The organism is Methylobacterium sp. PvP105, assembly GCF_017876975.1.
Lineage (GTDB): Bacteria > Pseudomonadota > Alphaproteobacteria > Rhizobiales > Beijerinckiaceae > Methylobacterium > Methylobacterium radiotolerans.
This window is the reverse complement of sequence record NZ_JAGIPA010000001.1, coordinates 1,548,741-1,570,660: the sequence shown is the minus strand read 5'-3', so window position 1 is coordinate 1,570,660 and position 21,920 is coordinate 1,548,741. Positions and strand designations below refer to the sequence as shown.

Here is a 21,920-nt window from a genome sequence, read left to right as displayed (position 1 = left end):
CCGTCGATCGACTCCCGGTCAGGCGATCGGGTTGGCCGGTCCCGTCGGCGGGCTGATCTCTGGCGCGCCCGGATCGTTGACCGGGACCTCGGGCGGATGGACGCCCGGCGCCTCGGCCGGGGTGTTCCCGGGGATTTCCGGTCCGGGCGGCTGCGTCGGGGCCTGCGGCGGATCGTAGGGCCGGTCCGGTACGGGCGCCGGCTGCGGCGGAACCTCGGGGACCTGCCCCGGGTCGGCGAGCGTGAAATCGGGCACCGTTATCCTCCGCGAGACCGACGGTGCAGATCCGCACCGTTTCCGCGGAAACAAGGTCCGGCCGATCCGGTTCCGAGCCCTACTTCTTCGTCAGCAGGAGATTGCCCTCCTTGCTCGCCACCTTCTGGATCTTCTCGGCGAACAGGGCGAGCAGGAAAGGCAGCTTCACTTCGAGGCGGACGCTCTCCGCGCCCACGTCGATCGTGCCGGCGATCTTCTGCGCCACCGCGGACACACCGAAATCGAGGCGGTCTCCCGTCCAGGCGAGCTGGTCCACCGTGATACCGCTCTTGGCCAGGAAGGCCCGCGCCTGATCCGTGCCGTGCTCGAGGCGCCGCTTGGCCTCGTCGCGGCCGAGGTCGTGCGGGATGTCGACGATGAGGGGCTTGGGCATGGGCGGGTGATCCGAGCTGAACCCGGCAGCAGATGGTGCGTCCGGGTCCGGCAGACAACGCCCCGGAGGCCGCCCCGCCCGCGCGGAGCGGGAGCGGGCCGGGGCGTGGAATACCCCTGAGGGCTCAGTGCACGACCTGCAGCGACACGTAGGTCGTGCCGCCCATGCCGAGGGCGCGGGCGGAGCCGCGCGACAGATCGATGATGCGGCCGCGCACGAAGGGGCCGCGGTCGTTGATGCGGACGACGACCGAGCGGCCGGTCCGCTTGTTCTCGACGCGGACCCGGGTTCCGAACGGCAGGCTGCGATGGGCGGCGGTCAGTCCGTTGGGGTTGAAACGCTCGCCGTTGGCGGTGCGATGGCCGCTCCCGTACCAGGAGGCCGCTCCGCTCTGCGCGGCGGCCGGGAGGCTTGTTCCGACGACGGTGGACAGCATTCCAAGTGAGACAACGAGCTTACCGAAACCAAACGACATTCTCGACGCATTCCCTTTGTTTTTGTCGGGGCGGCGCCAGTCGTGTCCGAAATCGGCCGGAATATGGCAGGCGTTTTCCGGCCGCTGGGGTCATATTTTGGCCGATTTCGTGCTGGTCATGCTGATTACATGAGGGCTTATTTCAGCTTATTTGCGCTCTTGTTGCGGGTGATGCATTGGCGCGTCGTTCCGTGTATTCACCAAGAACTGCCCATGTCGGCCCGCGAAGCCGCGGGATAGGATATCATTCTTAAGCCCTGCGCCGGGTGTGACCCTGCGTCCCGCTGAGGTGGAAGCGGCGGGTGCCGGGCTGCCCGCTGACGACGATGATTGTCGTGCGCGGCTGTTGCCGAAGGATAGGCCGCCGCGGCGGCGCGCGGCCCGCAACGATAGAGTGTTGTCGCCTGGTCGCGGAGGCGCGGTGCGGCGCAGTAACGGTTGCTTAACCTGTCGGATCCTTGTCCGAGCGCCCGGTCGGCAAAATCTGCAGCCCCAGAACGGGACGCGCCGGACGCGAATTCGACAACGTGACCTTTACCGTACCCGGCGCATGGTCTGCCGGTCAGTCGCGTAACCGGTGTTTGCCATGGCTTCCCCGCGTACCGTGGCTGCCGACGCCGTCGCCCGGAAACAGGTCTCGCGTGCCGGGCGGCCCGCGTCGGCGCCACGGATGGGTCTCGTACCCGCCCAGCGTTCCCTGCCCCTCGACCAGGTTCTCGTCGGGGACTGCATCGCGGCCATGAACGCCCTGCCGGCGTCGAGCGTCGACTGCGTGTTCGCCGATCCGCCCTACAATCTCCAGCTCGGCGACGCCGGCCTCCTGCGCCCGGACCAGAGTCGCGTCGACGCGGTCGACGACGACTGGGACAAGTTCGCGACCTTCGAGGCCTACGACAGCTTCACCCGGGACTGGCTCTCCGCCTGCCGGCGCGTGATGAAGCCGAACGCGACCCTCTGGGTGATCGGGTCGTACCACAACATCTTCCGGGTCGGGAGCGCGTTGCAGGATCTCGGTTACTGGATCCTCAACGACATCGTCTGGCGCAAGGCCAACCCGATGCCGAACTTCCGCGGCAAGCGCTTCACCAACGCCCACGAGACCCTGATCTGGGCCTCGCGCTCGGCCGACTCGAAGGGCTACACCTTCCATTACGAGGCGCTGAAAGGGGGCAACGAGGACCTCCAGATGCGCTCGGACTGGTTCATCCCCCTCTGCACCGGCGAGGAGCGGCTGAAGGATGCGGAGGGCCGCAAGGTCCACCCGACCCAGAAGCCCGAGGCCCTGCTCGCCCGGACGCTGCTCGCGGCGACCAATCCCGGCGACGTGGTGCTCGACCCGTTCTTCGGCACCGGCACCACCGGCGCCGTCGCCAAGCGCCTCGGCCGCCGCTTCATCGGCATCGAGCGCGAGGCGACCTACGCCGAGGCCGCCCGGGAGCGGATCGCCGCCGTCGAGACCCTGTCGAGGGCCGCCCTCATGGTGGCGCCGACCAAGCGCGCCGAACCGCGGGTGCCGTTCCTGTCGGTGATCGAGGCGGGCCACATCCGCCCCGGCGAGACCGTGACCGACGAGCGCCGCCGGTTCCGCGCCACGGTGCGCCCGGACGGCCAGCTCGACAACGGCCTCGTCATCGGCTCGATCCACAAGATCGGCGCGCTGGTGCAGGGCCTTCCGGCCTGCAACGGCTGGACCTTCTGGCACGTGGAGCGCGGCGGCAAGCCAGTGGTGATCGACACCTTCCGGGCCGGTCTCCGCCAGGCGATGGCGAACGGCTGACGCGCCGCCGTCTCTGCGAGCGCGGCGAAGCGAGCCGGTCGCGCGACGTCTCGAGGCCTCGCGCTGCCCTGGGTCGCTTCGCTGCGCCCGCGATGACGGTTGTCCTACCGCTTCCGGACCGGCCCCGGCCGCCGCGGCGATGACCGGGCCCGCGCCGGTGCGGGCGATGGCTCGACCTCCCCGTCGAACAACTCGTCCGCCTCGGGCGGCGGCGCCGGCGGCGCCTTCGGCTGAGGCTTGGGGACGGCGCGCACGCGCGGACGCGGCTCGGGATCCGGCATCGAGACCGGCGCCTCCATCGCCGCCAGCAGCGGCATCGGCGGCGGTTCCTTCCTGGGCCGCCCGCGCGGCTTCTTCTCGGGCTCCGGCTTCGGGTCGAAGGCGTGCGCCAGGACCTTGCGCATGAGGCCGGGCAGCGGCTCGTCGTCGAGGGCGCTGCGCGGCGTGAAGCGGGTGCCGGCCGGAGCCGGTGTCGCCAGCGCGACGCGGGCCACGAAGACCGTCAGCTCCAGGGGGAAGTGCGTGAAGCCGTGGCGGACCAGCCCCGGGAGCCGCTTCCACCGCGCGTCGAGCGGCGCGTCCAGCAGGGCGGCGGCGACGTCGTAATTCGGCTCCCAGGCGCTTCCCGGCGGCTCGGCCATGTTGCCGAGCAGACCCTCGGGCGGGCGTGTCCGCAGCAGCACCGCCTCGTCGCCGCTGCGGATCGCCACGAAGGCGGCGCCGCGGCGGAGCGCCCCCTTGGCGACCTTGATCTTGCGCGGGAAGCTCTCCTGCGTGCCGAGCGACCGGGCGCGGCAGGGCCGCATCCACGGGCAGAGCGCGCAGGCGGGGCGCTTGGGCGTGCAGATCGTCGCGCCGAGATCCATCAGCGCCTGGGCGAAGTCGCCCGGCCTGTCCGTCGGCACGAGCGCCTGCGTCAGGCGGCGGATCTCCGGCCGGCTCCCCGGGAGCGGGGCCTCCACCGCGTAGGCGCGGCTCAGGACCCGCTCGACATTGCCGTCGACGGCCGCCTCTTGCCGGTCGAAGGCGATCGCGGCGATCGCGCCGGCCGTGTAGGCGCCGATTCCCGGGAGCTTGCGCAGGCCCTCGGCGGTGTCGGGGAAGCGCCCGCCGGCCGCCGCGACCGTCCTGGCGCAGGCGTGGAGGTTGCGGGCCCGGGAGTAGTAGCCGAGGCCGGCCCAGGCGGACATCACCGCCTCCTCGGGGGCCTCGGCGAGGGCGAAGATGTCGGGAAAGCGCGTCAGGAAGCGCTCGAAGTACGGCCGCACCGACGCGATGGTGGTCTGCTGCAGCATCACCTCGGACAGCCAGACCCGGTAGGGATCCGGGGCCGCGCCGGCGAGCGCCCGCCAGGGCAGCACCCGCCGATGCCGATCGTACCAGGCGAGCAGGTCGTCGGCGCGCGGTCCGGGACCGGCTTCAGGATCCGTGGCTGTGCGAGGCGGCATGGGCAGGTCGACAGGGGTCGCGCTGAATAGCCGGAGCGCCGCGGCGATCATAGGGCGTCGAAAGCGCCGGCGCGTGCTCCCTTCGTCAACCATCCTGCGCTAACCTTCGCGGATCCACAGGGCCGGAACCACCATGGCGCGCGTCAAACCGCTGGCCGAGCTGATCGAGAGTTGCATCGGGCCGGCCTTCGCGGCGCAGGGATTCGCCTCGACCGACATCCTGGCCGCCTGGCCGGAGATCGTCGGCGAGCGGCTGGCCCGCTACTGCCGGCCGTCCAAGCTGGAATGGCCGAAGCGCCGCCGGAGCGAGTCCGCCACGCCCGAATCCGGCACGCTGGTCGTGCGCGTCGAGGGCGTCTTCGCGCTCGAGTTGCAGCATCTCGCGCCGGTGGTGATCCAGCGGATCAACGCCCATTACGGCTGGGCCTGCGTCTCCCGGATCGTGCTGCAGCAGGACCGGGTCGGGCGCGCCGGCCGGGCGCCCGCGCGCGCGCGCGTCGATCCGGCCGCCGCCGTCGAGGTCCAGCGCGCCGTGGCGGGGATCGTCGATGACGGCCTGCGCGCCGCCCTCGACCGCCTCGGCACCGCCGCCGTGGCGACGCGTCCGGAGCGGTGAACGGTCGATTCGGTCACCTTGCCAGGACGGTCGCGCCCGAGTACCGGCATCCGGACGCCACGACTGATCAATCCGGCGGAGCCTGCCCGATGACGACGCGACGCGACGCTCTCAAGTTCTCCGGCCTCGCCCTCGGCGCCGGCCTCGCCCTGCCCTATCTCGGGCGGCCTGCCCAGGCGCAGAATTCCGAGATGGCGGCCCTGCTGCAGCCGGGCCCGCTCGGCGACGTCTGGCTGGGCCCGGCGGACGCGAAGTGCACGATCATCGAGTACGCCTCGATGACCTGCTCGCACTGCGCCGCCTTCCACCGGAACACGTGGCCGACCCTCAAGGAACGCTACATCGACACCGGCAAGGTGCGGTTCACCCTGCGCGAATTCCCCCTCGACCCGCTGGCCACCGCGGCCTTCATGCTCGCGCGCTGCCAGGGCGATTCCAAGTACTACCCGATCACCGACCTGCTGTTCGACCAGCAGGCGGCCTGGGCCTTCACGCCGAAGCCCGTGGACGCGCTGGAGCAGATGCTCCGGCAGGCGGGCTACAACAAGCAGACCTTCGAGGCCTGCCTGAAGGACCAGAAGATCTACAGCGCGGTCAACGCCGTGAAGCAGCGCGGCCTCGACGTCTTCAAGGTGGATTCGACCCCGACCTTCTTCATCAACGGCGAGCGCTACACCGGCGAGATGACCGTGGAGGGCATGGAGAAGGTGATCAAGCCGATCATCGGCGCCTGATCGACCGTCGGAGCCTCGTGCGCGGCGCGGCTCCGGCGCATCGTCCGAAGTTGGAATACCAAACTGAAATCAATTACTTACGGTGTATGGGGTTCGCCTTGACACTCAAGATAGGCGAAACTATGGTGCGCCCCGCTTGCTGGGGGTGTCCAGCCGGTTCCACAGCTTCCCGCCCGATGAGTTTTGAGCCGTGAACGGCGACGATCCGAGGGACGGGAAAGGGACCGAGCAGACGCCGACGGACAGCGAACTCTCCGCGAGGCTCAGACGTCTCGAGACGCAGATCGAACGGAAGCGGCCGCAGGCCGCTCCCGATCCTTCCACGCGCCCTCGGAACGGCGGGCCATCCTCGCTGGGCCAGGCCATGACGCTCTCCACGGAGTTCGTCGCGGGCGTGATCGCGGGGGGCATACTCGGCTGGATCGTCGATCATGTCTTCGGGACGAAGCCCTGGGGCCTGATCGTCCTCCTGATGCTGGGGTTCGTCGCGGGGGTCTACAACGTGATGCGGGTGTCGGGTTTCGCCGGCGCGCGTCCGGGACGGCGCGATCGGCAGGAGCCATAAGGCGCGCCGGTCAGTGGGGAATGTGGGGCGGCCGACACCCGTCGGCGCGCCGGACAAGAAGGGCGGAAGCGGGAATGGCGGTCACGATCGACCCGATCCATCAGTTCGAGCTGAAGCCGCTCGTTTCGCTGGGCCATATCGGCCACCAGCAGCTCGCGTTCACGCAGTCGGCCCTCTACATGTTCGCCGCCGTCGGTGTGATCGCGCTCATCACCATCGTGGCGACCGCGTCCCGCTCGATCGTTCCGGGCCGCATGCAGTCGCTGGCCGAGATCTTCTACGAGTTCATCGCCGACACCGTGCACCAGGCGACGGGCGACGGCGGCAAGCGGTTCATGCCGCTCGTGTTCTCGCTGTTCATGTTCGTGCTCGTCCTGAACCTGTTCGGGATGATCCCCTACGCCTTCGCGGTGACCAGCCACCTGATCATCACCTTCGGCCTCGCGGCGCTGGTGATCTCCACCGTGGTGATCTTCGGCGTGATGAAGCACGGCACCCACTTCTTCGGCCTGTTCGTGCCGTCGGGCGTGCCGAAGCCGCTCCTCGCGATCCTGGTGCCGATCGAGGTGATCTCGTTCATCTCGCGCCCGATCAGCCTGTCGGTCCGTCTGTTCGCCAACATGCTGGCCGGCCACATCGCGATGAAGATCTTCGCCTTCTTCGTGGTTCAGCTCCTTCTCGCGGGCGCCTGGAGCGTGCTATCGCCGCTCCCGCTGTTCCTGACGATCGCGCTGACCGCTCTCGAGTTCCTCGTTGCGGCGCTTCAGGCCTACGTCTTCGCGACGCTGACGGCGATCTACCTCAACGACGCCCTTCACCCCGGCCACTGATCGGCCGGCTCCACCCGCCGCAAACGTCATCGCACGTTTCGATCTGAAGAGACCTCAGGAGTTACCATGGATCCCGTCGCTGCGAAGTACATCGGCGCCGGCCTCGCCTGCCTCGGCATGGCGGGTGCGGGCATCGGCCTCGGCAACCTGTTCGGTCAGTTCCTCGCCGGCGCCCTTCGCAACCCGTCCGCGGCCGACGGCCAGCGCGCCACCCTGCTCCTGGGCTTCGCCCTCACCGAGGCGCTCGGCATCTTCTCGCTGCTGATCGCGCTGCTGCTGCTCTTCGCCGTCTGATCGGCGCCGGAGCCCGCGGTCCCCGCGGTCTCCTCCCGGGCTCCGGCCCGATGAACGGGTGGACGCTCCCGCGACGGGGCGTCCGCCTTCGTCCGTCACCGCGCCGGCGGTGGCCTCAGCGAACGGTGTCAGTGTAGCGGTCTCATGGCGCAGCCCAATCCCCTCACCACGCCGCCCCCGGGCGCCGACACGCAGGTCGTGCCGGGCCATGTCGAGCATACGGAAGCGCATTCGGGCGCTTTCCCGCCCTTCGAGACCTCGGGCTTCCTGGCGCAGCTGATCTGGCTCGCCCTGGCCTTCGGGCTCCTCTACTACCTGATGGACAAGATCGCGCTGCCGCGGATCCAGTCGATCCTGCACGCCCGCGCCGAGCGCCTGCGTGCCGATCTGGACCAGGCGCAGGCGATGAAGGCCGAGGCGGACGCCGCCGGCGTGGCCTTCGAGACCGCCCTCCGGGATGCCCAGGGCAAGGCGCGCGACATCGCGCAGACCACCCGGAACGAGCTGGCCGCCGAGGCCGAGACCAAGCGCAAGGCGCTGGAGGACGAGCTGAACGCCAAGCTCTCCGCCTCCGAGGCGACGATCCGCACGCGGACCGAGGCCGCCATGGGCAACGTCCGCACCATCGCGGGCGAAGCCGCGTCGGCGATCGTCGAGCGTCTGACCGGGCAGGCCCCGGACCGGACGAGCCTCGACCGCGCCCTCGACGCCACCGCACACTGACGGGATCCCACGATGCTGCTCGAAGCCGAATTCTGGGTCGCCGTCGCGTTCTTCATCTTCATGGGCATCGCCTGGAAGGTCGGCGCCTTCTCGGCGATGACCAAGGGCCTGGACGGCCGCGCCAACCGCGTCCGCCACGAGCTCGACGAGGCCAAGCGCCTGCGCGAGGAGGCCGCCGCCGTGCTGGCCGACTACAAGCGCCGCCGCGCCGAGGCCGAGAAGGAGGCCGAGGCGATCGTCGCCGGTGCCCGGGAGGAGGCCGAGCGCGCCGCCGAGGAAGGTCACCGCAAGCTGGACGATTTCCTCGCCCGCCGCACCAAGGCCGCCGAGACCAAGATCGCTCAGGCCGAGGCCCAGGCCGAGGCTCAGGTCCGCGCCGCCGCCGCGGAGGCTGCCGTGAAGGTCTCCGAGACGATCCTGCGCGAGCGGATGCAGGGCGACGCCGCCCAGAACCTGATCCGCGCGAGCCTCGGCGAGGTGCGGACCCGCATGCGCTCCTGAACCGGACGCAGCGCCGCGACGTTCGAGAAAGCCGCCTCCGGGCGGCTTTTTTCATGGGCGACGGCCCCCCCTCGGCGCGCGCCGATGCGATCTCCGCCGGCGCCGGGCCGGGGGACGCGCCGCGCAAGAGGTGCTGCCGACGACGGGCGGGATCGGCGCGGCCCGCGGCGAACACCGAGGCCGTGACCGGCGTTCCCGATCGGTGAGGATGCGGAGACGTCATGGCGAAGAGACCACGGATCGTGATCGTCGGCGGCGGCGTCGCCGGGATCGAGGTGGCCACGAGCCTCGGACGCGGCGGGCGAGCCGACGTCACCCTCGCCGATCGCAGCCTCTCGCATGTCTGGAAGCCGATGCTGCACACCTTCGCGGCCGGCACCGCCCGGGCCGACCGGCAGAAGGTGGACTTCTTCGCCCAGGCGCGCCGCAACGGCTTCCGCTTCCAGCCCGGCGCCCTCGTCGGCATCGACCGGCAGGCCAGGCGCGTCCGGCTCGCGGTCGAGGCCGCGGAGGGGCTCCCGGAGGTGGAGCGCGCCTACGACCTGCTGGTGCTCGCCATCGGCAGCCGCGCCAACGATTTCGGCACGCCGGGCGTGTCCGAGCATTGCCTGACGATCGACGATCTGACCGAGGCCGAGCACTTCCACCAACAGCTGCGGTGCCATCTCCTGGCCCGGCTCGACGGCGGCGGTCTGCTGCAGATCGCCATCGTGGGCGGCGGTGCGACCGGCGTGGAGCTGGCCGCCGAGCTCAAGCACGCCATCAACCTCCTCGCCGACTACGGCTCGCCCGACCTGCCGGGGCGCCTGCGCCTGACGCTGATCGAGAGCGGGCCGCGCCTGCTGCCGGCCTTCCCCGACAAGGTCTCCCGCGCCGCCGCCCGCACGCTGTCGGATCTCGACGTGGAGGTCCGGACCGGCGCGACGGTGACGGCGGCGGACGCGCAGGGATTCGTCCTGAAGGACGGCAGCCGCATCCCGGCCGGGCTGAAGGTCTGGGCCGCCGGCGTGAAGGCGCCGGACGTGCTCGCCGGCCTCGACGGCCTGGAGCGCTCCCGGACCGGGCAGCTCGTCGTCCGCCCGGACCTGCGCACGACCCGGGATCCGGCCATCGTCGCCCTCGGCGACTGTTCAAGCCTCACCGATCCCCGGACCGGCCGACCCGTACCGGCGACCGCGCAGGCCGCCCGCCAGGAGGCGCAGCACCTCGCGCGGCATCTCGGCCGCGCGTTGGCGCGCGGGGACGGGACGGCCTCGGACCTGCCGCCGTTCCACTACGTCGAGAAGGGCGCGATCGTCTCGCTGGCCGACTTCAACGGCTGGGGAACCCTCGGCCGCTACACCTTCGGCGGCGGGCACCTCAACGGGCTCTCGGCGCGGCTGACGCACGACCTCCTGTACCGGCAGCACCAGATCGGGCTCTACGGGCCGCTGCGCGGGACGATGACGTGGGTCCTCGACGATCTCGACCACCTGATCAGCCCGCCGGTGCGGCTCGACTGAGGCGGCCGGCGCGGATCCGGGGTCGCGGGGGCCGCGCCGTGCCGGCAGCGGCTCGTGCCGGCGATCCGCGTCCCGCGGCCTCAATCCGGCCGTTCGCCCTCCACCGCCTTGGTCTCCTCGACCTCGGGGGCGACCTGCCCGTAGTTCAGCACCGCCACCAGCGTCACGCCGCCGAAGGTGTTGCCGAGGAGGGTCGGCAGGAAGAACTTCACCGCGTAGTCGTGCAGCGACGCGGCGTCCGTGACCACGAGGTAGAAGGCCTCGACGGAGCCGGCCACGATGTGGGCGAGGCTGCAGAGCGCGACCAGCCACGTCATCAGGAGGATCACGAACGGCGCCGCGCTGGCGGTGGCCGGCAGGAACCAGACCATCAGGGCGATCATCCACCCGGCGAAGACGGCCTTGATGAAGGTCACCCAGAAGCCGTGCGCGATGGCGTCGTGGCTGATCTCCGCGAAGGCCCTGAGGACCGGCGGCTCGAAGGCGCCCGAATAGGCCAGCAGCGCCGCGATCGCGAGCGTTCCCAGGATGTTGCCCGACAGCACGATCATCCAGAGCCGGATGACACGGACAGCCGTCTTCACGGAGCGGTCGTGAAGCAGCGGCAGGATCGGCGTGATGGTGTTCTCGGTGAAGAGCTGCTGGCGCCCGAGAACGACGACCAGGAAGCCGACCGCGTAGCCCATCGAGCTGACGATCTTGGCCCAGTCGGTTTCCGGCAGGTGGCTGCGCAGGACGCCGGGTACGATCAGCGACAGGGCGATGCTGAGGCCGGCGGAGAACGCCGAGAGGAACAGCGCGAGGCCGTGGCGCCGCAACTCCTCGTCGCCCTCGAGACGTATGACCTCGTGCAGCACGTAGGCGTCGGGCCTGCCGATCTCGGAGACTTCCTTCAGCAGTTCGTCCCGCCGCGCCTCGGGATTGGCCCGCTTGTCCTTGTCCCGCACCATCCGACAGCTCCGCTACGCAACCCGATCGATCGGATGGGACAAGTCAGGCCGAGAGCCGCGCCAGCAGCGCCTCGACGGCGCTCCGCGCCTCGGCCAGGGCTTCGCGATCCCGGCTGCGCACGACGATCCGGTTGCGGAAGCCCTCCGGCGTGATCGCCGGATACGAGCCGATCGAGACGGCGGGCCGCGCTCTCGCGATCTCCCCGAGCCCGCCCGCGTAGGTGCCCTCCGGGAGACCGGCCGCCTCGATCGTCTCGGAGATGATCGCGGCGCCGCCCGTCAGCGTGGGGGCGATCGAGTCCAGCATGGCCTGCATGATGCTGGGCACGCCGGCCATCACGTGGACGTTCCCGATGCGGAAGCCCGGCGCCTTCGAGACGGGATTGGCGATGAGGTCGGCCCCGAACGGGATCCGCGCCATGCGCAGGCGCGCCTCGTTGAGATCCTCGGGCCTGTGCCGCTCCAGCAGCATCGCCCGGGCGCGCTCGTCGACGTCGATGCCGACCCCGAAGGCCTCGGCCACGCAATCGGCGGTGATGTCGTCGTGGGTCGGGCCGATCCCGCCGGTGGTGAACAGGTAGGTGTAGCGGCTGCGCAGGGCGTTGACCGCCTCGACGATCATGGCGGCCTCGTCGGGCACGATCCGCACCTCGCGCAGGTCGATCCCGGCGGCGGTGAGGAAGTCGGCGATCGTGCCGATGTTCTTGTCCTTGGTTCGACCCGAGAGGATCTCATCGCCGATGACGAGGATAGCGGCGGTGACGGATTCGGAAGGCTGGCTCATGGGTCTCTGGTGTCGGGCGGATCCGGCAGGCACATAGCGCAACCGCCGCCCCCGACTACGTGAACCCCGAGGACCCCATGCAGTTCGCCGCGCCGCTCGTGCCGGGACGGCTCGTGCAGCGCTACAAGCGCTTCCTGGCCGACATCGACACCGACGACGGCCGCGTCACCGTCCACTGCCCCAATCCCGGAGCCATGCTCGGGCTGAACGCGCCGGGTGCCCGCGTGCTGCTGTCGCGCTCGTCCAACCCGGCGCGCAAGCTCCCGCTCACGTGGGAACTGGTCGAGGCCGAGCTCCCCGGCGGGGCGCAGTGGGTCGGCATCAACACGCAGCGGCCGAACGCGCTCGTCGCCGAGGCCTTCCGGGCCGGCGCGATCGCGGCGCTCGCCGGCCACGACGCGCTGAGGCCCGAGGTGCGCTACGCCGAGGCCAGCCGGGTCGATTTCCTCGCGAGCGGCGCGGAGGCCGGGCCCTGCCACGTCGAGGTCAAGAACTGCCACCTGATGCGGCGGGCGGGTCTGGCCGAGTTCCCGGACTGCAAGGCCGCCCGCAGCGCCCGGCACATGCGCGACCTGGCCCAGGTCGTGGCCGACGGCGGCCGGGCGCTCGTGGTCATCGTCGTGCAGATGCGGGCCGAGGCCTTCGACGTCGCCCGGGACATCGATCCGGCCTTCGACCGGGCGTTCCGGGAGGCGCGCGCGGCGGGCGTCGCGGTCAGGGCCTACCGCTGCGCCGTCGGGCCGGAGGGCGTCGCCATCGCCGAGGAGATCCCGGTGATCACGCCGCCCTGACGGCGCCGCGCTCGAACATCAGGTTGAGCCGCGAGCGCGCGATCTCGTGGTAGCCGTAGCTCGCCAAGTGCTGCAGCAGGTCGAGCTGCCACTGGCCGGTGCCGTTCTCGACCAGCAGGATCCGCGGCAGGAGCGCGTCCGGCGCCTCGCGGAGGAACGGCTCCAGGATCAGGTCCTCGGCGCCCTCGACGTCGAGCTTGATGGCGTCGACCCGGGTCAGGCCCTCGCTGTGCAGCAGGTCGAGCAGCGTCACCGCCGGCACGGTGATCCGCGCGCCCTCGTTGGTGCCGACGATGCGCAGGCTCGACTCGCCGCGGTTGCGCGGATCGATGAACAGGGTGAGCTCGCCGGCCTTGTCGGCCACCGCGCAGGCGACCGCCTTGACGGTGTGGAACGGGTTCTGGGCGATGTTGTAGGTCAGGCGATCGAACACGTCGGGCTGCGGCTCGACCGCCACGATCCGCGCCCCCGGGCCCGAGAAGGCGGCGACGCAGAGGGCGTAGGCGCCGACATTGGCGCCGATGTCGAGGAACACGCAGTCCTGCGACAGGCGCTCCCGGAGCAGCGCCCGCTCCTCCGGATCGAAGAACTGCGGGGTGAAGAGCACCTTCTTCTCGCAGTTGTTGTTGTAGGGGTGCAGCCGCATCCGCGCGCCGTAGCGGGTCACGTCGAGGGGCTTGCCGCCGAGCCGCGCGATGGCGATCCGGCGCAGGAACAGCGCGAGGCGCCGCCCGTACCAGGACTCGGCCGGGATCCGGTTCGTGCGGCGGGTGATCGCCGCCACGAGACCGGACGGTTCGTAGGTGCCGTAGGGCTGCGTGTCCGTCATGACCGGGGCGGTTTGCCAGCCGGCGCCGCGACCCGCAAGCGGATCGATCCGCGTTGCTCCCGCGCGCCCGGGTGGTCTAAGCCGTGGCCGAGCTTGATGAACACAGGTTGCGCGGCATGGAGTCCTTCAATTCCGACGGCGTGCGGATCGCCTATATCGACGTGCCGCCGGCGGAGGGGGCCGGCAAGCCGATCCTGCTGATCCACGGCTTCGCGTCGAACCACGCGGTCAACTGGGTCAACACCCAGTGGGTGAAGGCCCTGACCCAGGCGGGCTACCGCGCGATCGCGCTGGACAACCGCGGCCACGGCGAGAGCGAGAAGCTCTACGACCCGGCCGCCTACAGCTCCGAGGCGATGGCCGGCGACGCGATCCGGCTCCTCGACCATCTCGGCATCGCGCGCGCCCACGTCATGGGCTACTCGATGGGCGGGCGGATCACCGCCCATATCGCGCTGGACCACGCGGACCGGGTGCGCTCGGCCCTGATCGGCGGCCTCGGGATGCACCTGATCGAGGGCAAGGGCCTGCCGTCCGGCATCGCCGAGGCGCTGGAGGCGCCGGCCGGCACGCCCGCGCCGAACCCGACGGCCGCGGCCTTCCGCATGTTCGCCGAGCAGACCCGGAGCGACCTGCGGGCGCTCGCCGCCTGCATGCGCGGCTCGCGCCAGACGCTCAGCCGGGGGGAACTCGCGCAGATCGAGGTGCCGGTCCTGGTCTCGGTCGGGACCCTCGACACGGTCGCGGGCTCGGGCCCGGGGCTCGCCGCCCTGATCCCGGACGCCCGGGCCCTCGAGATCGAGGGCAAGGACCACTCCACGGCGGTCGGCGCCAAGCCGCACCGGGACGGGGTGCTGGCCTTCCTGGCCGCGCAGCCGTGAGGCCTCAGCTCTTCAGCCGGTAGCCCGTGCGGAAGATGTAGGTCACGAGGCCGAGGCAGATCACGAGGAACAGCGCGGTCATGCCGAGGCTGATCGCGATGTTCACGTCCGCCTTGCCGAAGAAGGCCCAGCGGAACCCGCTGATCAGGTACACGACCGGGTTCAGCAGGCTCACCGCGTGCCAGAACGGCGGCAGCATGCCGATCGCGTAGAAGCTGCCGCCCAGGAAGGTGAGCGGGGTCACGACGAGGAGCGGCACCAGCTGCAGCTTCTCGAACCCGTCCGCCCACAGGCCGATTACGAAGCCGAACAGGCTGAACGTCACCGCGGTGAGCAGCAGGAAGCCGATCATCCAGAGCGGATGGTCGATCCGCAGCGGCACGAACAGGGCCGAGGTCGCCAGGATGATCAGCCCGATCAGGATCGACTTCGAGGCCGCTGCGCCGACGAAGCCCAGCACCACCTCCAGTGGCGAGATCGGCGCCGACAGGATCTCGTAGATCGTGCCGGCGAAGCGCGGGAAATAGATGCCGAACGAGGCGTTCGAGATGCTCTGCGTCAGCAGCGAGAGCATGATCAGGCCGGGCACGATGAACAGCCCGTAGGGCACATCGTCGACCGCCGAGACCCGGGAGCCGATCGCCGCGCCGAAGACCACGAAGTACAGGGTTGTCGAGATGACGGGGGCCAGGATGCTCTGCCCGGCGGTGCGCCAGAAGCGCCCCATCTCGAACAGGTAGATGGCCCGGACCGCCGGCCAGTTCATGCTGAACGCCGCGCTCATGCCTGTGCCCTCTCCTCGCGCACGAGGCCCACGAAGATGTCCTCCAGCGAACTCTGTTCGGTGTGGAGGTCCTTGAAGCGGATGCCCGCGGCCGCCAGGCCGGTCAGGAGCCCGGTGATGCCGGTGCGCTCGGCGCGGGTGTCGTAGGTGTAGACCAGCTCGGTCCCCTCACCGCCGAGCGCCAGGCCGTAATCGGCCAGCTCCGGCGGCACCGTGGCGATCGGCTGCTGGAGATGCAGGGTCAGCTGCTTGCGCCCGAGCTTGCGCATCAGCGCGGCCTTCTCCTCCACCAGGATGATCGCGCCCCGGCGGATCACGCCGATGCGGTCGGCCATCTCCTCGGCCTCCTCGATGTAGTGCGTGGTGAGGATGACGGTGACGCCCTGCTGGCGCAGGTCGCGCACGAGGCGCCACATGTCCTGACGCAGCTCGACGTCGACGCCCGCCGTGGGCTCGTCGAGGAACAGCACGCGGGGCTCGTGCGACAGCGCCTTGGCGATGAGCACCCGCCGCTTCATGCCGCCCGACAGGGTCATCAGCCGGCTGTCGCGCTTGTCCCAGAGGGAGAGCGCCCGCAGGATCCGCTCGATGTGACCGGGATCCGGCCGCAGCCCGAACAGGCCGCGGGAGAAGTTCACGGTGTTCAGCACCGTCTCGAAGGCGTCGGTGGTGAGTTCCTGCGGGACGAGCCCGATGGCCCGGCGCGCGGCGCGGTAATCGGCCACGAAATCGTGGCCGTCGACCAGAACGGTCCCCGAACTCGCGGTGACGATGCCGCAGACGATGTTGATGAGCGTCGACTTGCCCGCCCCGTTCGGACCGAGCAGCGCGAAGATCTCCCCGCGCTCGATGGCGAGGTCGATGTCGCGCAGGGCGGTGAAGCCGGACGTGTAGGTCTTCGACAGCTTCGAGATGGAGATGATCGGCATCAGGGCCTAGCGCGAGCGGGGGCATGCACGCGACCGGCGACCAGGATTCCGGCACCGGACACGCGGTGGGCCGACCGAGCGGGACGCCACCGGCGGCGGGCGCCCCTATAGCACGCGGACTTTCCGGCGCTGACCGAGCCCGTGTGTGCCACCGCACCGCGAGGACGCCCGCCGCTCACGTGCGGCTGAAGCGCTCCGCCAGCGCGAGGCATTCCTTTCGGAGCTCCGGGTCCTCGATGCGCGAGAAGGCGTTGAGCAGAGCGGTGCATTCCGCGGCGCTCGGGCCGCGGGGCGCGGAAGCGCCCGGCGGTCTCCGGAAGATCGAGACCGGGATGTTCAGCGCGTCGGCGATCTGGCGAAGCAGCACGTCCCGCTCGTGAGCAGATTTCGCCGCGCCGTCGAGATCGAATCCGCCCGCGTCCGTCATGATCTCTTCGAAGCCAATCCTTCAGTCGAGCTCGGATGCACGGTATGCCCGGCAGACGCCGATCACCCGGCGCGCGGCACGACCATTCACACTTTCTCGGTGGGTGCAACCTACCGTTATAGTTTCGCCTCGGCAGGGCCGTTCGGCGCGGCACACGCGGCCGGCGATTTCGATGCGAGATGTCGTGCCGATCTCCCGCAATCGGCGAAGTCGGAGCAGATTTCGTTCTGAATTGCCTCGAAGAAATACAATTGCCGGTCGCAGAGTTCCGGCACTAGGCCGCGCGCCGGAAGGTGATCAGCGCGGCCAGACCGAGAAGGGTCGCGGCACCGAGGATTCGGCGCCAGGGGTTCACGCCGCGCACGAGCTCGTCGATCGCCCACCATGTCAGTGCGATGTCGGCCCCGAAGGACAGCGAGGAGGTCGGCAGCCAGGAGGCCAGCTGTCCCCTGTCCTGGGCCAGCCAGACCGCGAGGCTGAGGCCCGCGAACAGCCAGAGCGGCAGGTTCGGCCACTGCGCGACGGTGATCGCGCCGGTGGTCCGGTCGCGAAACATCCAGTCGACGGCCCGCCCGATGGTTGTGCGCGGACGTGGAGACATGGCTCGAACCTTCGTGCGCTCCGGCCGGCCCGTCCCGGGCCGCGTCGCCGGACCAGACTGGGCCGACGGCTCCTGACCGCGCCTTAACACATCGGTAACGTTAGCAAAGGGAAACCGTCGGTAAATCCCTAACGGATCCTGAAAGGACTCGCGAAAGATTCGTTAATCTGGTGATCATCGATCATCGGAACGGCGGCCAGTCGGCCGAACATCGAGGATCGATCATGAGCGCCCGTCTCGAAGACCTGAAATTCATGCTGACGCTCAGCGCCGTGGTCCTGTTCGGCAGCGGTCTCGACATCATCCTGCGCTGATCGCGCCGGTCAGCCCGGCCCGCGGCGCCGGGCCGCCGGACGTGAAGGCGCGCCCGAGCGCCGCGCGGGCGGCCGACGGACGGGCGGTCGCACCGTCGCCCCGGCCGGACGTGTACGGGACGGCGGTCGCGCGCGAGGCGGAGCCCGCGAGACGGCGCATCCCGGCGGTGTCGACGGTCGGGATCTGTCCGGAGCGGAGAAAGCTCCGCAGTTCCGCGGCCCGCGCCTGCCGCTCCGTCCGCATCTTGAGCACGGCGATCACGAGGCCGACCAGCCCGGCCGCCTCCAAGAACGCCGCGACCACGTAGCCCGCAGCCATCCGCTTCCACCAACCGTATCGAGGGAGTGGCCGCTCTCGCGGCGGCCGGCCCCCGATCTGCGGGGTCATGGTTAGCGGGACCTTAACGGCTACGTAGATGGCCCGGATCGCGCCGCGATCGAAGCGCCACGCCCACGTCGAGCACGCGGCGCAAGCGCTTCCGGTATAACGGAGATCGGGCGCCGCGCCGCGCCCGGGACGCGTCTTCAGGAAGCCGTGAGGTGCCGTGACGGCCTACCACATGTCGAGGGCGACGCGGGCCTCGTCCGACATGCGGCTCTGGTCCCACGGCGGATCGAACACCATGGTCACCGCGCAGGACTGGACGCCCGGCACGGCGGACACCGCGTTCTCGACCCAGCCGGGCATCTCGCCCGCCACCGGGCAGCCGGGCGCGGTGAGGGTCATGTCGATCGCGACGTTCCGATCGTCGCCGATATCGACCTTGTAGATCAGGCCGAGCTCGTAGATGTCGGCCGGGATCTCGGGATCGTAGACCGTCTTCAGCGCCGCGACGATGTCGTCGGTCAGGCGGTCCAGCTCCGCCTGCGGGATCGTCGAGTCGCCGGCGACGGCGGGGGCGTTCATGCCGCCCGTGATGGTGGCGTCGGTGCTCATCGCTTCACTCTCCCCGGGCCCGCGGGCGGGACCAGCCTCATCCCAGTATCAGGTGAACAGCATTTCTGCCCTGCCGAGCGCCTCGGCAAGGGCATCGATCTCGGCGGTGGTGTTGTAAAGCCCGAACGAGGCGCGGCAGGTCGAGGTGACGCCGAACCGCTTGAGCAGCGGCATCGCGCAGTGGGTCCCGGCGCGCACGGCGACGCCCTGCCGGTCGATCACCGTGGCGATGTCGTGGGCGTGCGCACCCTTCATCTCGAAGGCGATCACGCCGCCCTTGCCCGGTGCGGTCCCGATCAGGCGCAGGGAATTCATCGCGCCGAGCCGCTCCTGCGCGTAGGCGGTGAGCTTCGCCTCGTGGGCGGCGATCGCGTCGCGCCCGAGCGTCATCATGTACTCGAGCGCGGCGCCGAGACCGACCGCCTCGATGATGGCCGGGGTGCCGGCCTCGAACCGGTGAGGCGGATCGTTGTAGGTGATCGCGTCCTCGCTCACCGTCCGGATCATCTCGCCCCCGCCCTGATAGGGCGGCAGGCGCTCCAGCCACGCCTTCTTGCCGTAGAGCACGCCGATCCCGGTCGGTCCGTAGACCTTGTGGCCGGTGAAGACGAAGAAGTCGCAATCGAGCGCCTGCACGTCGACGGGCTGATGCACCGCGCTCTGCGCACCGTCGAGCAGGACCGGGACGCCGTGGGCGTGGGCGATGCGGACGATCTCGGCGGCCGGCGTCACGGTGCCGAGCACGTTCGACATGTGGGTGATCGCCACCATCTTGGTCCGGGGCGAGAACAGCTTCTCGTACTCCTCGACCAGGAAGTTGCCCTGGTCGTCCACCGGCGCCCACTTGATCACGGCGCCCCGGCGCTCGCGCAGGAAGTGCCAGGGCACGATGTTGGAGTGGTGCTCCATGATCGAGAGAATGATCTCGTCGCCCTCCCCGATCAGGCCGGCCCAGCCCATCGACGAGGCCACGAGGTTGTAGGCCTCGGTGGCGTTGCGGGTGAAGATGATCTCGTCCGTGGAGGCGGCGTTGAGGAACTGGCGCGTGGTCTCGCGCGCGCCCTCGAAGCCCTCCGTGGCGGCGTTCGCCATGTAGTGGAGGCCGCGGTGGACGTTGGCGTAGCCGGTCTCCATGCAGGAGACCATCGCGTCGATCACCTGCCGGGGCTTCTGCGCCGAGGCGGCGTTGTCGAGGTAGACGAGCGGCTTGCCGTAGACCTGCTCCGCCAGGATCGGGAAATCCTTCCGGATCGCCTCGACGTCGTAGGCGGGGGTGAGGACGGGTGCGTTCATGGTCGCGACCTTCCGAAGACTTCGCCGATCCCGGGAACAGCCCTCATCCTGAGGTGCCGGAGCGAAGCGGAGGCCTCGGCGGAGGCCTCCGGCTGGCATTGCGATCCCTGGATCCCTCACTCGGGGCCCGCCGACGCGGACATCTCGGGCAGAGATCCAGGTTCGGAGAAGCGGCCGGTCCCGTGAGGGGGCCGGCCGGGATGGTCAGTTCCGCGCCTCGAGCCAAGCCTCGATCGCGCCGATCAGAGCCGCGCGCGCGCCCTCGTGCGTCACCGCTTCCACGGCCTCGCCCACGAAGGCCTGCACGAGCAGGCTCTCGGCAGTCGCGCGCGGAAGGCCGCGGGCCATCAGGTAGAACAGCAGATCCTCGTCCGGCGCGCCGCATGTGGCCCCGTGGCCGCAGGCCACGTCGTCGGCGAAGATCTCGAGCTCCGGCTTGTTCATCATCTGCCCCTCGTCGGTGAGGAGGAGACAGTCGGACTTCATCTTGCCGTCGGTCTGCTGCGCGGCCTGACGGACGATGATCTTGCCCTGGAACACGCCGGTGGCGTCGCCGTCGATGATCCACTTGAACTGCTCGCGGCCGACGCCGCCGACCGCGGCATGGTCCGCGAGCAGGGTCGAGTCGGCGAGCTGGCCCTTGCGCAGCATGGCGGCGCCGTTGACGACCAGGTTCGTGTCCTCGCCCGCGACGTGGACGAAGATCTGGTGACGCGACAGCACCGCCCCTGTCACGAGGTTGACGGTCTCGACCTGACCCTCGGCCTCGACCTTCAGCGACAGGGTCGAGAGCGCGATGGTGGCATCACCCTCCGTGTTCAGGCGCGTGTGACGGAAGGCGGCCCTGGGGCCGACCACCACGTCGAGGGCGTCGTTCGGCTGGCAGGTGAGGCCGTCCGGTCCCTCGTGGCTCTCCAGGAGGCTGAACTCCGCGCCTTCGCCCAGCTGGACGAGCACGCGCGTCGCCGTCGAGAACGGGGCATCGCCGGCGCCGACGAAGCGCAGGTGCAGCGGCCGCGCCGGCTTCGCGCCGGGCGCCACCGTGATCAGGGCGCCGTCGGCCAGGAAGGCGGTGTTGAGCTGGTAGACCGGGTTCTCCCGGGCCTGCGGCACCGGGGCGAGCTGCTTCAGGTCGACATGCGCCCGCGTCAGCGCGTCCGACATCGGCACGACCGTGACGCCCTCGGGGATCCCGTCGAGGTCCGACAGCTCGCGGACGAGATGGCCGTTCACGAAGGTCAGGCGCGCGGCCTCGATCCCGGAGAACCCCTTCGCCCGGGCGACGGCCGCCTCGGCGACGTCGAGGCTCGGCGCCTCGGCCGGGGGCGCGGCCTCCGTGATGGCGGCGCGCAGGTCCGTGTACTTGAACGCCTCGACCCGCCGGCTCGGCAGGCCGGTCGCCTCGAAGAAGCGGAAGGCCTCCTCGCGGGCGATCGCCTTCTCGCTGGCGAAGCTCTGGCGGGCCGACTCGAACAGCTTCGACAGGCCGGCCTCGGCGGGGGAGCGGAGGTTGGTCACGTCGGCCATGGCTCAGGCGGCCTCGCTGGTGCGGTACTCGGCGTAGCCGGAGGCCTCGAGCTCGAGGGCGAGCTCCTTGCCGCCGGTCTTCACGATCTGACCCTTCGACATGACGTGCACGGTGTCGGGCACGATGTGGTTGAGCAGCCGCTGGTAGTGGGTGATCACCAGGAACGAGCGGCCCTGGTCGCGGAGCGCGTTCACGCCCTCGGAGACGATGCGCAGGGCGTCGATGTCGAGGCCGGAATCGGTCTCGTCGAGCACGCAGAACTTCGGCTGCAGCAGCGCCATCTGGAGGATCTCCATGCGCTTCTTCTCGCCGCCGGAGAAGCCGACGTTGAGGGCGCGCTTGAGCATCTCCTTGTTGATCTCGAGCTTGTCGGCCGCGCCGTTCACCGCGCGGATGAAGTCCGGGGTCGACAGCTCGGCCTCGCCGCGCGCCTTGCGCTGCGCGTTCAGGCAGGCCTTCAGGAAGGTCATGGTGCCGACGCCGGGGATCTCCAGCGGGTACTGGAAGGCCAGGAACACGCCGGCCGCGGCGCGCTCGTCGGCGGCCATCTCCAGCACGTTCTGCCCGTCGAGCAGGATCTCGCCGTCGAGGACCTCGTAATCCTCCTTGCCGGCGATGACGTAGGAGAGGGTCGACTTGCCCGAGCCGTTCGGGCCCATGATCGCCGCGACCTCGCCGTCGTTCACGGTCAGATTGAGGCCGTTCAGGATGCGGTTGTCCTCGATCTGCACGACGAGGTTCTTGATTTCCAGCATGTC

General features: G+C 70.2%; 28 protein-coding genes. 12 read left to right on the top strand and 16 right to left on the bottom strand.

Annotated elements, in window-relative coordinates:
- Positions 1–18: 18 nt before the first annotated feature.
- The 3 genes from J3A75_RS07555 to J3A75_RS07545 form a co-directional block, all read right to left on the bottom strand.
- Entirely contained in the window at positions 19–255 is a 237-nt protein-coding gene (locus tag J3A75_RS07555; protein ID WP_012317726.1) for a hypothetical protein, read from the bottom strand.
- 79 nt (positions 256–334) lie between these two features.
- Positions 335–649 carry a polyhydroxyalkanoic acid system family protein gene (locus tag J3A75_RS07550; protein WP_012317725.1) on the bottom strand — a complete coding sequence of 105 codons (315 nt, stop codon included), beginning with the start codon at positions 647–649 and terminating at the stop codon, positions 335–337.
- Between the two features lie 124 nt (positions 650–773).
- On the bottom strand, positions 774–1,124 hold the full coding sequence (locus J3A75_RS07545; RefSeq protein WP_012317724.1) for a septal ring lytic transglycosylase RlpA family protein: 351 nt from the start codon (positions 1,122–1,124) through the stop codon (positions 774–776).
- A gap of 586 nt (positions 1,125–1,710) precedes the next feature.
- On the opposite strand from J3A75_RS07545, the gene J3A75_RS07540 reads away from it, so the two are divergent.
- On the top strand, positions 1,711–2,901 hold the full coding sequence (locus J3A75_RS07540; RefSeq protein WP_281068032.1) for a site-specific DNA-methyltransferase: 1,191 nt from the start codon (positions 1,711–1,713) through the stop codon (positions 2,899–2,901).
- A gap of 104 nt (positions 2,902–3,005) precedes the next feature.
- Here the strand turns inward: J3A75_RS07540 and mutY are convergent, their stop codons facing one another.
- Positions 3,006–4,349 carry an A/G-specific adenine glycosylase gene (mutY, locus tag J3A75_RS07535; RefSeq protein ID WP_209649894.1) on the bottom strand — a complete coding sequence of 448 codons (1,344 nt, stop codon included), beginning with the start codon at positions 4,347–4,349 and terminating at the stop codon, positions 3,006–3,008.
- Between the two features lie 133 nt (positions 4,350–4,482).
- Here mutY and J3A75_RS07530 point away from each other — a divergent pair, with 133 nt between their 5' ends.
- From J3A75_RS07530 to J3A75_RS07495, 8 genes are all read left to right on the top strand, one after another.
- A complete protein-coding gene (locus tag J3A75_RS07530) occupies positions 4,483–4,965 on the top strand; it encodes a DUF721 domain-containing protein (RefSeq protein ID WP_012317721.1) in 483 nt (160 codons plus the stop codon).
- A gap of 89 nt (positions 4,966–5,054) precedes the next feature.
- A complete protein-coding gene (locus J3A75_RS07525; RefSeq protein WP_012317720.1) occupies positions 5,055–5,699 on the top strand; it encodes a DsbA family protein in 645 nt (214 codons plus the stop codon).
- A 190-nt stretch (positions 5,700–5,889) separates the two neighbouring features.
- Entirely contained in the window at positions 5,890–6,264 is a 375-nt protein-coding gene (locus tag J3A75_RS07520; RefSeq protein WP_012317719.1) for an AtpZ/AtpI family protein, read from the top strand.
- 74 nt (positions 6,265–6,338) lie between these two features.
- Positions 6,339–7,094: a F0F1 ATP synthase subunit A gene (locus tag J3A75_RS07515; protein ID WP_012317718.1), complete on the top strand. Its 756-nt coding sequence runs from the start codon at positions 6,339–6,341 to the stop codon at positions 7,092–7,094.
- Between the two features lie 66 nt (positions 7,095–7,160).
- Positions 7,161–7,388 (top strand): F0F1 ATP synthase subunit C, encoded by a 228-nt coding sequence (locus J3A75_RS07510; RefSeq protein ID WP_007566773.1) that lies wholly within the window; start codon positions 7,161–7,163, stop codon positions 7,386–7,388.
- 144 nt (positions 7,389–7,532) lie between these two features.
- The gene (locus J3A75_RS07505) at positions 7,533–8,111 is read left to right on the top strand and encodes an ATP synthase subunit b 2 (protein WP_012317717.1); all 579 of its coding nucleotides are present in this window, start codon (positions 7,533–7,535) and stop codon (positions 8,109–8,111) included.
- 15 nt (positions 8,112–8,126) lie between these two features.
- Positions 8,127–8,612: an ATP F0F1 synthase subunit B gene (locus J3A75_RS07500; protein WP_174805088.1), complete on the top strand. Its 486-nt coding sequence runs from the start codon at positions 8,127–8,129 to the stop codon at positions 8,610–8,612.
- 221 nt (positions 8,613–8,833) lie between these two features.
- Entirely contained in the window at positions 8,834–10,114 is a 1,281-nt protein-coding gene (locus tag J3A75_RS07495; protein WP_063110039.1) for an NAD(P)/FAD-dependent oxidoreductase, read from the top strand.
- Positions 10,115–10,194: 80 nt separating this feature from the next.
- On the opposite strand, the gene J3A75_RS07490 is transcribed toward J3A75_RS07495, so the two are convergent.
- The gene (locus J3A75_RS07490) at positions 10,195–11,064 is read right to left on the bottom strand and encodes a formate/nitrite transporter family protein (RefSeq protein ID WP_012317714.1); all 870 of its coding nucleotides are present in this window, start codon (positions 11,062–11,064) and stop codon (positions 10,195–10,197) included.
- A 43-nt stretch (positions 11,065–11,107) separates the two neighbouring features.
- Complete coding sequence (locus J3A75_RS07485; RefSeq protein ID WP_012317713.1) at positions 11,108–11,848, bottom strand: competence/damage-inducible protein A; 741 nt, start codon at positions 11,846–11,848, stop codon at positions 11,108–11,110.
- A 77-nt stretch (positions 11,849–11,925) separates the two neighbouring features.
- Between J3A75_RS07485 and sfsA the strand changes: the two genes are divergently transcribed.
- Positions 11,926–12,639, top strand: coding sequence for a DNA/RNA nuclease SfsA (gene sfsA, locus J3A75_RS07480; RefSeq protein WP_012317712.1), 714 nt, complete (start codon positions 11,926–11,928; stop codon positions 12,637–12,639).
- Here the strand turns inward: sfsA and J3A75_RS07475 are convergent.
- Positions 12,626–13,468, bottom strand: coding sequence for an FkbM family methyltransferase (locus J3A75_RS07475; RefSeq protein WP_209649892.1), 843 nt, complete (start codon positions 13,466–13,468; stop codon positions 12,626–12,628). The genes sfsA and J3A75_RS07475 overlap by 14 nt on opposite strands.
- A gap of 116 nt (positions 13,469–13,584) precedes the next feature.
- Here J3A75_RS07475 and J3A75_RS07470 point away from each other — a divergent pair, with 116 nt between their 5' ends.
- Positions 13,585–14,349, top strand: coding sequence for an alpha/beta fold hydrolase (locus J3A75_RS07470; protein ID WP_012317710.1), 765 nt, complete (start codon positions 13,585–13,587; stop codon positions 14,347–14,349).
- Positions 14,350–14,353: 4 nt separating this feature from the next.
- Here the strand turns inward: J3A75_RS07470 and J3A75_RS07465 are convergent, their stop codons facing one another.
- The 3 genes from J3A75_RS07465 to J3A75_RS07455 form a co-directional block, all read right to left on the bottom strand.
- Entirely contained in the window at positions 14,354–15,115 is a 762-nt protein-coding gene (locus J3A75_RS07465; RefSeq protein ID WP_041372495.1) for an ABC transporter permease, read from the bottom strand.
- A 14-nt stretch (positions 15,116–15,129) separates the two neighbouring features.
- A complete protein-coding gene (locus tag J3A75_RS07460) occupies positions 15,130–16,065 on the bottom strand; it encodes an ABC transporter ATP-binding protein (protein ID WP_209650911.1) in 936 nt (311 codons plus the stop codon).
- A 172-nt stretch (positions 16,066–16,237) separates the two neighbouring features.
- Positions 16,238–16,429: a hypothetical protein gene (locus tag J3A75_RS07455; protein ID WP_244632942.1), complete on the bottom strand. Its 192-nt coding sequence runs from the start codon at positions 16,427–16,429 to the stop codon at positions 16,238–16,240.
- Between the two features lie 9 nt (positions 16,430–16,438).
- Here J3A75_RS07455 and J3A75_RS07450 point away from each other — a divergent pair, with 9 nt between their 5' ends.
- Entirely contained in the window at positions 16,439–16,720 is a 282-nt protein-coding gene (locus tag J3A75_RS07450) for a hypothetical protein (protein WP_209650962.1), read from the top strand.
- Positions 16,721–16,763: 43 nt separating this feature from the next.
- Here J3A75_RS07450 and J3A75_RS07445 read toward each other — a convergent pair whose 3' ends face one another.
- The 6 genes from J3A75_RS07445 to sufC all read right to left on the bottom strand — a co-directional run bounded on the left by J3A75_RS07445 (position 16,764) and on the right by sufC (position 21,917).
- Positions 16,764–17,090 (bottom strand): hypothetical protein, encoded by a 327-nt coding sequence (locus tag J3A75_RS07445; protein ID WP_012317706.1) that lies wholly within the window; start codon positions 17,088–17,090, stop codon positions 16,764–16,766.
- Positions 17,091–17,390: 300 nt separating this feature from the next.
- On the bottom strand, positions 17,391–17,723 hold the full coding sequence (locus tag J3A75_RS07440; RefSeq protein ID WP_012317705.1) for a hypothetical protein: 333 nt from the start codon (positions 17,721–17,723) through the stop codon (positions 17,391–17,393).
- 234 nt (positions 17,724–17,957) lie between these two features.
- Positions 17,958–18,341, bottom strand: coding sequence for an SUF system Fe-S cluster assembly protein (locus tag J3A75_RS07435; protein WP_010685953.1), 384 nt, complete (start codon positions 18,339–18,341; stop codon positions 17,958–17,960).
- A gap of 48 nt (positions 18,342–18,389) precedes the next feature.
- Positions 18,390–19,634, bottom strand: a complete 1,245-nt coding sequence (locus tag J3A75_RS07430; RefSeq protein WP_029359754.1) for a cysteine desulfurase — start codon at positions 19,632–19,634, stop codon at positions 18,390–18,392.
- A 204-nt stretch (positions 19,635–19,838) separates the two neighbouring features.
- Positions 19,839–21,161 (bottom strand): SufB/SufD family protein, encoded by a 1,323-nt coding sequence (locus J3A75_RS07425; protein WP_209649890.1) that lies wholly within the window; start codon positions 21,159–21,161, stop codon positions 19,839–19,841.
- Between the two features lie 3 nt (positions 21,162–21,164).
- A complete protein-coding gene (sufC, locus tag J3A75_RS07420) occupies positions 21,165–21,917 on the bottom strand; it encodes a Fe-S cluster assembly ATPase SufC (RefSeq protein ID WP_012317702.1) in 753 nt (250 codons plus the stop codon).
- Between the last annotated feature and the right edge of the window lie 3 nt (positions 21,918–21,920).

Excerpts from the sequence above, each read along its gene's own strand:
- J3A75_RS07435 (WP_010685953.1), bottom strand. The coding sequence starts at position 18,341 with ATGAGCACCGACGCCACCATCACGGGCGGCATGAACGCCCCCGCCGTC.
- sfsA (WP_012317712.1), top strand. The coding sequence starts at position 11,926 with ATGCAGTTCGCCGCGCCGCTCGTGCCGGGACGGCTCGTGCAGCGCTAC.
- J3A75_RS07440 (WP_012317705.1), bottom strand. The coding sequence starts at position 17,723 with ATGGCTGCGGGCTACGTGGTCGCGGCGTTCTTGGAGGCGGCCGGGCTG.
- J3A75_RS07505 (WP_012317717.1), top strand. The coding sequence starts at position 7,533 with ATGGCGCAGCCCAATCCCCTCACCACGCCGCCCCCGGGCGCCGACACG.
- J3A75_RS07475 (WP_209649892.1), bottom strand. The coding sequence starts at position 13,468 with ATGACGGACACGCAGCCCTACGGCACCTACGAACCGTCCGGTCTCGTG.
- J3A75_RS07470 (WP_012317710.1), top strand. The coding sequence starts at position 13,585 with ATGGAGTCCTTCAATTCCGACGGCGTGCGGATCGCCTATATCGACGTG.
- J3A75_RS07510 (WP_007566773.1), top strand. The coding sequence starts at position 7,161 with ATGGATCCCGTCGCTGCGAAGTACATCGGCGCCGGCCTCGCCTGCCTC.
- sufC (WP_012317702.1), bottom strand. The coding sequence starts at position 21,917 with ATGCTGGAAATCAAGAACCTCGTCGTGCAGATCGAGGACAACCGCATC.
- J3A75_RS07430 (WP_029359754.1), bottom strand. The coding sequence starts at position 19,634 with ATGAACGCACCCGTCCTCACCCCCGCCTACGACGTCGAGGCGATCCGG.
- J3A75_RS07515 (WP_012317718.1), top strand. The coding sequence starts at position 6,339 with ATGGCGGTCACGATCGACCCGATCCATCAGTTCGAGCTGAAGCCGCTC.
- J3A75_RS07490 (WP_012317714.1), bottom strand. The coding sequence starts at position 11,064 with ATGGTGCGGGACAAGGACAAGCGGGCCAATCCCGAGGCGCGGCGGGAC.
- mutY (WP_209649894.1), bottom strand. The coding sequence starts at position 4,349 with ATGCCGCCTCGCACAGCCACGGATCCTGAAGCCGGTCCCGGACCGCGC.
- J3A75_RS07530 (WP_012317721.1), top strand. The coding sequence starts at position 4,483 with ATGGCGCGCGTCAAACCGCTGGCCGAGCTGATCGAGAGTTGCATCGGG.
- J3A75_RS07545 (WP_012317724.1), bottom strand. The coding sequence starts at position 1,124 with ATGTCGTTTGGTTTCGGTAAGCTCGTTGTCTCACTTGGAATGCTGTCC.
- J3A75_RS07525 (WP_012317720.1), top strand. The coding sequence starts at position 5,055 with ATGACGACGCGACGCGACGCTCTCAAGTTCTCCGGCCTCGCCCTCGGC.
- J3A75_RS07495 (WP_063110039.1), top strand. The coding sequence starts at position 8,834 with ATGGCGAAGAGACCACGGATCGTGATCGTCGGCGGCGGCGTCGCCGGG.
- J3A75_RS07425 (WP_209649890.1), bottom strand. The coding sequence starts at position 21,161 with ATGGCCGACGTGACCAACCTCCGCTCCCCCGCCGAGGCCGGCCTGTCG.
- J3A75_RS07550 (WP_012317725.1), bottom strand. The coding sequence starts at position 649 with ATGCCCAAGCCCCTCATCGTCGACATCCCGCACGACCTCGGCCGCGAC.
- J3A75_RS07465 (WP_041372495.1), bottom strand. The coding sequence starts at position 15,115 with ATGAACTGGCCGGCGGTCCGGGCCATCTACCTGTTCGAGATGGGGCGC.
- J3A75_RS07445 (WP_012317706.1), bottom strand. The coding sequence starts at position 17,090 with ATGTCTCCACGTCCGCGCACAACCATCGGGCGGGCCGTCGACTGGATG.
- J3A75_RS07485 (WP_012317713.1), bottom strand. The coding sequence starts at position 11,848 with ATGAGCCAGCCTTCCGAATCCGTCACCGCCGCTATCCTCGTCATCGGC.
- J3A75_RS07540 (WP_281068032.1), top strand. The coding sequence starts at position 1,711 with ATGGCTTCCCCGCGTACCGTGGCTGCCGACGCCGTCGCCCGGAAACAG.